Here is an 8,661-nt window from a genome sequence, read left to right as displayed (position 1 = left end):
CCGAGTCTGCCCAGGTGGCATGACTCAAACAAAAGGGTCTCCGAGAAACCCGGGGCGGTTCAGTTTGGGGTGAACCTTGATCACGTGACGCCATTGGGTTTCCGGCAAATTTCGATAGGCAGCCAGTACACCGATGTAAAGACTGCCTTGATCCAGTTTCAGCTTCAGTTCAATACTCTCGCCTGGACGAAGTTCAAACTCTTCGCTTGCAATCAGGTCTTGCCCGAGTGCCTGAACAGTCCGTTGGTAAAGCGAAAAGAAATCCATATTCTCGAAGGTCACCGGACGCCTGAGTTCCAGGACCTTGAGAACAATCGGCGAGGGCCTGCCATTGACATCAGGGTTAAGCTGATTGTCTGCATTCAGTCGAATATCCATACGGGTTTGCGTTGAGTACGGTGAGAGAGCTGAACAACCGTTGAGCATGAGTAACAGCAGTAACAACAGTGACCGTTTGACTCGGCTAACGTGAAGATTCATTGAGTTCAGCCCTGTAAATCCTGATGGAGGCAGCGATACAACCGAACGGCGGCTCATGACAGCTCACGCCCATAGAATGCGCTGACACGGGGGTGGGCAATGTCCAGGAGCCCCACACTCGATTCGTCTACTACTTCGTTTCGGCTGGTGGGTTCAGGGCTGCCCAAAGCCCGGTATTGATCATCGCTGAACTTGAAATGGCCAGTGCACCCTCCAAGGCAAATCATCGCAGCGAGCATAAAAGGCGCAGAGCGCCGACAATGAACGTTCATTGGAAAAAGGTCCCAGATAATGAGTTAGGCAATCGTGGTGATTCAGCAGTTAATCAGGCCGTCCGTGAGCAGCACCGATCTTCAAATGCGCCAGGCGATAAAGCAGCGTGCGTCGTGACACCCCGAGAGTGCGTGCTGCACGACTCCGGTTGCCGTTACAATCGCGCAAACACTCAAGCAGTACGTCGCGTTCGAACTGTTCGATGCGCTCACGTAGCGAAAGGCAAGTCGGATTGCTTATCGGGTTGGCGGGGATGGGAAAGTGTTCCGGTTTCAACTCACCGTCTTCGCATAACAACACTGCCCGCTCGACGAACCCCTTCAACTGTCGAACGTTGCCCGGAAAGGCGTATCCCGATAAAGCAGTCACGGCAGCCCGCGACCATTGCACCGGATCTCGTTGTGAGTGCTGACATGCCTTATCGGAAAAATGCCGGGCCAATATTTCTATATCACCCACGCGTTGACGTAACGGAGGAAGCTCAATGGGAAACTGTGCCAGACGGTAGTAAAGGTCTTCACGAAAACGCCCTTCTGCAATGAGCGTTGGCAAATCGCGATGAGTAGCGGCAATGATTCGCACATCGACCTTGCGAACCTTGTTGGCGCCCAGCGGCCGAATCTCTCCTTCCTGTAACACTCGCAGTAGCTTTGCTTGCAGCAGCATCGGCATATCGCCAATTTCGTCGAGTAGAAGCGTGCCGCCATGAGCAACATCGAACAGACCAGGTCGATCACGATCAGCGCCGGTAAACGCCCCTTTGCAATAGCCAAACAGCTCGCTTTCCAGAAGAGCTTCGGGAAACGCAGCGCAATTCTGTACAACAAATGCGTTGGAACGGCGAGGTCCGTACTCGTGGATAGCACGAGACACGACCTCCTTACCCGTTCCGGTCTCGCCAGTAAGCAATACAGTGCAGGTGCTGTCGAGAATCTTGCCCAGAAGATGGGTTGTTCGGCCCAGGGCAGCGCTACGTCCTGTAAGCCCATAGTTATTCGAATTCACAGACAACTCCGCCTGAGCTGTCCAGCGTCGCATGAACCCTGCATAAGGCTTTACCGCTGCTCATGGCGCTGAGCAAACGGTCCGCTATCAACGGGGTCAGGGAGGACTCGAGTAACTGATCGATCAGTCGGGCGCCGCTGTGGCTTTGTGTGCAATGCTCCAGCAGATGACAAACCAGACTCTGCGAGTAGCTGAAGGTGAGGCCACGGGATTCAAGTCTCTCTCCAAGGCGACTCAGCTTTAGTTCGACCAGTTCACGAAGCGCTACACCCGTGATGGGGTAGTAAGGCACAACGCGCATTCTGGCCAGCAATGCCGGTTTGAAATGTGCGCTGAGTACTGGCTCTAGCCGCATCGCCAGCTGTTTGGCATCCGGGAGCGTGCTCTCGTGGCAGTTGGCATGGATCACCTCGGCGCCGAGGTTGGAGGTCATCAGAATGAGTGTGTTGCGAAAATTGATTTCCCGGCCCTCTCCGTCGTTGGCTACGCCTTTATCGAAGATCTGATAGAACAGATTCAGTACATCCGGGTCCGCCTTCTCCACCTCATCAAGTAGAATCACCGAGTAAGGCTTCTGTCGAACAGCGTCAGTCAACATGCCTCCCTCGCCATAACCGACGTAGCCCGGCGGTGCGCCGATCAAACGGGAAACGGTGTGTTTCTCCTGAAATTCGGACATGTTGATCGTCGTGAGAAAACGCTCGCCGCCATACAGCAGGTCAGCCAGAACAATAGCTGTTTCGGTTTTGCCGACCCCGCTGGGCCCTACCAGAAGAAATACTCCGGTTGGGGCACCGGGTTTGTTCAAACCGGCAGCCGATGCCCTCACCGATTTCTCGATGGTCTGCATCGCCTGCTCCTGGCCCCTGATGCGCAAACGTAGTTCTGAAGAGAAGCGGTCAATCCGTTCACTGTGTTCCTGAGCCAATCGCGACACCGGAATTCCAGTCCAGGCACTCACCACTTCTGCGATCAGTCTGGGGCACACTTCAAAGCTCACCAGACGCTCATTCACTTGCGTATCGATCAGGGCCTGTCGGACCTCAGTCAACTCGGACTCCAGCGCCTGCGTGTATTGAGAGTCGCTACCCTCGCCTGCCTGCTGTACTTTTCGGTCGGCCAGTTGACTGCGCAGATTAATGAGCCGCTTGACGGCTGCGAGTTGATCAACCCACCTGCACTCAAGCGCATCCGCGTCGCTCTGCATTAGTGACAGGTCAGAAACCAGCGTATTCAGCAAGCTTTCATCAACCGACAACCCGGCATTGGCATCACGCTGTATTGCCTCGAAATGCCTTCGTTGCCGAGCAAGTTCACCTCGCAGATGCTCAAGACGTTCAGGCACGGCAACCAGACCGATTCGCACACGAGCACACGCTGTATCGAGCAGGTCAACTGCCTTATCCGGCAACTGACGCCCGGAAAGGTAGCGGGCCGAAAGCCGGGCAGCGGCAACCACAGCGTCATCGCGCAGATAGACGCCATGGCTGCGTTCATATAACGGCGCGAGCCCACGCAGAATGGTGATGGCCTGCCCCACCGTGGGTTCCATTACGCGGACCGGTTGAAAGCGACGTGCAAGCGCCGGATCCTTTTCGAAATATTGTCTGTATTCGGCCCACGTTGTCGCTGCAATGGTACGCAGCTCCCCGCGTGCCAGCGCAGGCTTCAACAGGTTGGCCGCATCCGACCCTCCGGCCTGAACACCGGCCCCGATGAGCGTGTGGGCTTCGTCAATGAACAGAATGACAGGCCTGAGTGAAGACTGGACTTCCTCAATGACCGCCTTCAAACGACGCTCGAACTCACCCTTGATACTGGCGCCCGCCTGGAGCAACCCCATATCCAGCGACAGTAGCTCGACATTCTTCAACAGATCAGGCACTTCACCATGAACGATCCGCAGCGCCAGTCCCTCGACAACTGCGGTTTTGCCGACACCCGCCTCGCCCACCACAATCGGATTGTTCTTGCGTCGACGAGCCAGTATGTCGACCATCTGGCGCAAGCACTCATCACGACATAGTACGGGATCCAGCAAACCCTCTCGGGCCTGCTGCGTCAGGTTATGAGTGAAACGTGCAAGTAGCGATTCACTTTGATTCAGGGCTGGCTTTGCTACGTCCGGTGATTGCTGGGCAAGGGCGTAATCGCGAAAGCGTTCAATGTTGATCCTGCCCAATAACGGCTGGTATGGACGGTCCGCATAGCGCGAAGGATTGCGCAGCAAGGCAAGAATCAACGCAGCCTGGTCAATGAGGCTTTCGCCCAAATCCAGATTGGAAATCAACAGCGCGTCTTGAAGCCACTGAACAAGCTCGGCAGAGAATACCGGGTTACGGATTGCACTTTGCTCGATCGGCTGGCGAAGGAAGCCTGCAAATTCGTCAGCTGCAACATCGGCCTCCAGCAGCGCACGCGCAAGCATTCCATCAGGCCGTTCCAGTAGGGCAACCAGCAGATCCTCAACCGAAATTTTACTACTGCCTCTGGAAACACAACGTTCGGCGGCCCCCTCAAGCTCGCTGCGTGTAGGGGCATCAAGGGCTCTGACGAGCTGCTGCAGGTCTACATCGATCATGAATAGTCCTTATTAGTCGGTCTGTTGAACGTCACAAGCCCTTGGGCATGCTCGCGCCCGAGCCAACTGGTCCAACCAAGGTGGCAAGTGTTCGATTGGCCAATGCGCAGATCCCTGATATCCGAATTAAGAAGCTCGAGACAAACGTCGTAATCCAGTGGATCGCGCAACGTGAACCGCACAAGTGCGCCCAACGGTTGGTAGCTCCGGCCGGCGGGTAGAAATTCGTGGAAGCGCTCCCAATCAAGCTGTTTTATATGAATGCGAAACTTGCCACTCCGATCTGGAACACGAACACCCAGCACCATATTCCGCCCTGGCTGGTTGTTGGCTTTGCCAAGGCAATTGAGCTGAGCACGACTGATCTCAACCGTTCGCTCGACACATTGTTCGATGAACATCCGGGCATGCTTGAAGTAGTAACGAAGCACCGACTCGATCAACGCGGCAGAATGAGCACGCAGGCTCAAGAGCCCCAGATAGGGCAACAGCCGCTTCCAGTTCAACTCGGTTGTTTCTCGAATGCGCGCGCCATGTAAACCGATCAATGCAAAGAGATGTTCGGAAAAAGGATCGGTTGCGCCACTAGCGAATACCGCGTGATAGCGGTACTTGCGCCAGACAGGCAACATCAGTTTTTGCAGGCGATGATTAAAAATATCCAGGAAATCCCGAGTGGCATTAGGCTTGTCCCGTTCCCCCAACGCCTGCTCGGCATAGAAAGCCGGCAGCGGTGAACCGGACCCGACCAGGCTCATCACGTTGAGGTACAACCGGACATACAGGTCAGTGTGCTCATGAAAAAAATCCAGACGTTCTATGTCGCTACAGGGAAATCCAAGACTGGGATTTGCCCTTAATTCAAGAAAAGCATGCAGTTGCTCATCATCGGCATCCGGGTGAACTTCACGTAAAATCCCGAGGATCAAAGGTATCGCCTGATACACGGAATATTCCCGTATATGCTGACTGAGCGTAGTCAGAGCAGCGGCTGCTGCCCCATGCGTGGCGTCCATTCGTAACCACCTCCCTGAGCGGTTTTTACATGCAGTTCATGGAAAGAATTCAAACTGGCATAAAGCGCAAAGAATTCGTTTAGGACTGACGCAAACAGAAACAGACTGGCTTCGTCTGCAAGCGCGCCAGGGGCAATGAGCAGCTCGGTTTTAATGCCTCGCACCGGCCGGCCATCATGCAAGCGATCAACGTGCTGGTGACGTATCGATTTCAGCCCACTTAACAAATGCTGACTGACCTTCTCCGCTTGCTTGTCGTAATAACGCGGCAAGTCGTAGGTCTCGATAATGACCTTTAAAGCTTCGATACTTGCCAGAGACAGATAATTCAGCGACATGTTACTAATGACGCGCCATAGAAAGTCACGTCCAACCGGCGGCGCATAGCTTTTAGTTGCTGGTGTAATATTTCTGAACCGCAGGAAGTCTGGAGTGCCTTCGCACGGCTTGCATATCCCGCCGGCCCTGATCTGCTGTGGAAGATTATGGTTGGTGCAGGTCAATCCAATCGAGATCGTTTCGTTGTCTCGGTCGCCACGCGTATCGAAACTCAGGTAAGTATCCAGCCCTCCATGCGCTACGGAGTCACGATGACGCAAGGTGTAATAAGGGCCTTGCTCTGCACATCGACGGCCGGATCATGTTCGAAGGACTCAAAGGGCACATAGTTCTGATATCCCCTGCCTCCTGGCTGCCATCCGGTGACGGTATCAACCGAGTAAACCCCGCACTTGCCATGACCGTAGTGCGCAGGAATCAGCAGATACTCATCCTGTCGTGCGTCGGCCAAAATGGGGAGTGCATCCTGTTTGAACAAGTTGACCACGGGTGTGCAATATAATTTTATATGTTCAACCTTCGGCCGAAGATGCAGCATATCCTCGCCATGCACTTCAAAGATCAGCTGAAAGCCACGAGCAACTTTCAATACATCTTCACTCACTGATGCGATGATCTGAAGACCGCCAATATCAGAAAAAAGGAATTTCTCCGGAAAGCAAAAATACTCTTGCAGGTAGCGATAACCGCGAAAAGTGTTCAGCGGATAAGGGATCAATGACTCATCTTCTGCAAAGCCCACTGGCTGTACTTGATCTACAGAAATGCTCAGTTCATATGATTTGCCATCCCCATCCAGAAGCGGCTTGCCCTGTTCATCCAACAGTAATATCTTAACGCTTTTAAGTTTGCGCATGAGGCCAAGATACAGCGCTTGGCTAATAGCGCGATCGCCTGCAAAGTGCAGGCGTAGCCTGTTCAGCTCCAGTGCCCCCAGGTGCCCGTCACCTGTCATCTCCAGAGACAACGTCAAAGTCGTCGCCTCCGCGCTGGCCGAGTAGGAAACATTTGCCAACTTCGGTGGAAGAATGTCGGTTGGAAAGCAGGTACGAAATTGACAGACCTGCCCCTTCACGGGCTCACTTTCTACCGGGGTATCGCGCTCGACCCTTATGCCAGGCCCTACAGCCATCAACGGATCGAACTGCAACATGCTCACTGCCGGCATCGGTCGCATATAATTGGGCCATAACAATTGCATAAGCGAATGAGTCAACTCANCAAACCCTTCAAGCAACCGTTCAACGTCGGGATCCTGACCTGCCTGCCCCAAAAAAGAAGCCAATGCCTGATTCCGATCAGAAAACTGCCGGCCCGACTGACGCAGGGCCATCAGCTCCTCTTGATAGTAATGGTTAAATGACAATGCTCACCTGCCGGATCTTGTTTTATGAATAAATAACGGAGTTTATGTAAAGAAACAGGAAACAACCGATTCGCGAGAATCACTTGGCATAGTCAACTCACCCTTACCCTTCCGGCTTCGCTGACAGTTGCGGAAAACCGAACAGCCTTTTTAATGCCGTCAGCTTTTAAAATTGCATCAATAAAAAATTGCAGTATCAGCCTATTTTCCGAGTGCCCTTCAGACATGACGTAAACCTCTGACAAGCGGGGCTCATAGAGCCTGACAGCTTTCTCGATCGCCACTCGGGATTGCCTCAATATATCGTGAGCGCTCATGCTCATGTCATTCAAGTCAGGCAAGCCATAATCAGGTAGCATTTTCACGCTTCCTGCACGAGCGCCAAGCATGTTCGACAAATGTGTCGCTATCAATGCCGTTAACTGTTCTTCCTCAGAAAAGCCTGGCGGCTGTAACCTCACTTCGGCAAGGCGTTCAAAAAGACTACCGAGGCCTCTCATGGCGTCACCTATTCCTTTTCCATTTTCCCGACCAGCGACAGAGTAAAATCAGCCCCCATATATTTGAAATGAGGACGGATATTCAAACTGACACGGTACCAGCCAGGATCACCTTCAACGTCGCTAACAATAATTTGCGCTGAGCGTAACGGGCGTCTTCCTCGCACTTCCGCGCTCGGGTTTTCCTGATCTGCAATGTACTGGCGAATCCATTTATTAAGTTGACTCTCCAGATCCGCTCGCTCTTTCCAGGACCCGATCTGCTCTCGCTGCAACACCTTGAGGTAGTGCGCGAGGCGGTTGACAATCATCATGTAGGGCAGTTGGGTCCCCAGTCTGTAATTAAGCTCGGCTATTTTGCCATCCGAATGGTTGCCAAAGAACTTGGGCTTTTGCACCGAACTCGCGGAAAAGAACGCGGCGTTATCGCTTCCTTTGCGCATGGTCAGCGCGATAAACCCCTCTTCTGCGAGTTCATACTCTCGGCGATCAGAGACCAGGACCTCCGTCGGAATGTTTGTCTCGATTTCACCCATGCTGTGGAATCGGTGCAAGGGAAGGTCTTCCACCGCACCACCACTCAGTGGCCCGATGATGTTGGGAAACCAACGAAATTTGGCAAAACTGTCTGTCAGCTTCGTCGCAAATGCATAGGCCGTATTTCCCCATAGATAGTGCTCGTGGCTATTCGCAACGTTTTCCTTGTAGGCAAACGTTTTTACCGGGTTTTCCTCTGGCTTGTAAGGACTGCGCAGCAGGAAACGCGGCACGGTCAAGGCAAGATACCGAGCGTCTTCTTGCTCCCGGAAGCTCTGCCATTTGGCGAACTGCGGCCCTTCGAAATGATCGCTCAGATCCTTGAGGTCAGGCAGACCGGTGAACTGCTCAAGCCCGAAAAAATTGGCACCCGCAGCAGCGATGAAAGGTGCATGCGCCATACAGGCAACGCTTGAAACGTATTGCATGGTTTTGACATCAGGGGCGCTTGGCGAGAAAAAATAATTGGCGATGATTGCGCCAACGGGATTGGGAGTATCAGTTTTTTTGTGTTCGGGCTGGTTAGGGCCTGCCGTCAGGCAGGCCCTTGTTTTACCAGCTCGG

5 protein-coding genes and 2 pseudogenes are annotated in these 8,661 nt (G+C 53.4%); all 7 read right to left on the bottom strand.

Annotated elements, in window-relative coordinates; all coding sequences use genetic code 11:
• Positions 1–24 precede the first annotated feature (24 nt).
• Positions 25–480 carry a type VI secretion system lipoprotein TssJ gene (gene tssJ / locus AO277_RS08360; RefSeq protein WP_044319914.1) on the bottom strand — a complete coding sequence of 152 codons (456 nt, stop codon included), beginning with the start codon at positions 478–480 and terminating at the stop codon, positions 25–27.
• 321 nt (positions 481–801) lie between these two features.
• Positions 802–1,743: pseudogene (locus AO277_RS08350) on the bottom strand (sigma-54 interaction domain-containing protein); the annotation flags it as partial.
• A 1-nt stretch (position 1,744) separates the two neighbouring features.
• Positions 1,745–4,339 (bottom strand): type VI secretion system ATPase TssH, encoded by a 2,595-nt coding sequence (gene tssH, locus AO277_RS08345; protein ID WP_044319913.1) that lies wholly within the window; start codon positions 4,337–4,339, stop codon positions 1,745–1,747.
• Positions 4,336–5,355: a type VI secretion system baseplate subunit TssG gene (gene tssG, locus AO277_RS08340; RefSeq protein WP_044319912.1), complete on the bottom strand. Its 1,020-nt coding sequence runs from the start codon at positions 5,353–5,355 to the stop codon at positions 4,336–4,338. Before tssG ends, tssH begins: the two co-directional genes overlap by 4 nt.
• Positions 5,319–7,060 (bottom strand): annotated as a pseudogene (gene tssF, locus AO277_RS08335) (type VI secretion system baseplate subunit TssF). Before tssF ends, tssG begins: the two are co-directional and overlap by 37 nt.
• Before the next feature lie 92 nt (positions 7,061–7,152).
• Complete coding sequence (gene tssE / locus AO277_RS08330; protein ID WP_044319911.1) at positions 7,153–7,560, bottom strand: type VI secretion system baseplate subunit TssE; 408 nt, start codon at positions 7,558–7,560, stop codon at positions 7,153–7,155.
• An 8-nt stretch (positions 7,561–7,568) separates the two neighbouring features.
• A partial coding sequence (tssC, locus tag AO277_RS08325) for a type VI secretion system contractile sheath large subunit (RefSeq protein ID WP_257214203.1) occupies positions 7,569–8,661 on the bottom strand: 1,093 nt, incomplete at its 5' end.

The organism is Pseudomonas amygdali (assembly GCF_002699855.1).
Taxonomy (GTDB): Bacteria; Pseudomonadota; Gammaproteobacteria; order Pseudomonadales; family Pseudomonadaceae; genus Aquipseudomonas; species Aquipseudomonas amygdali.
Note: the sequence above shows the minus strand (reverse complement) of the source record. Positions and strands in the feature narration are given on the sequence as shown.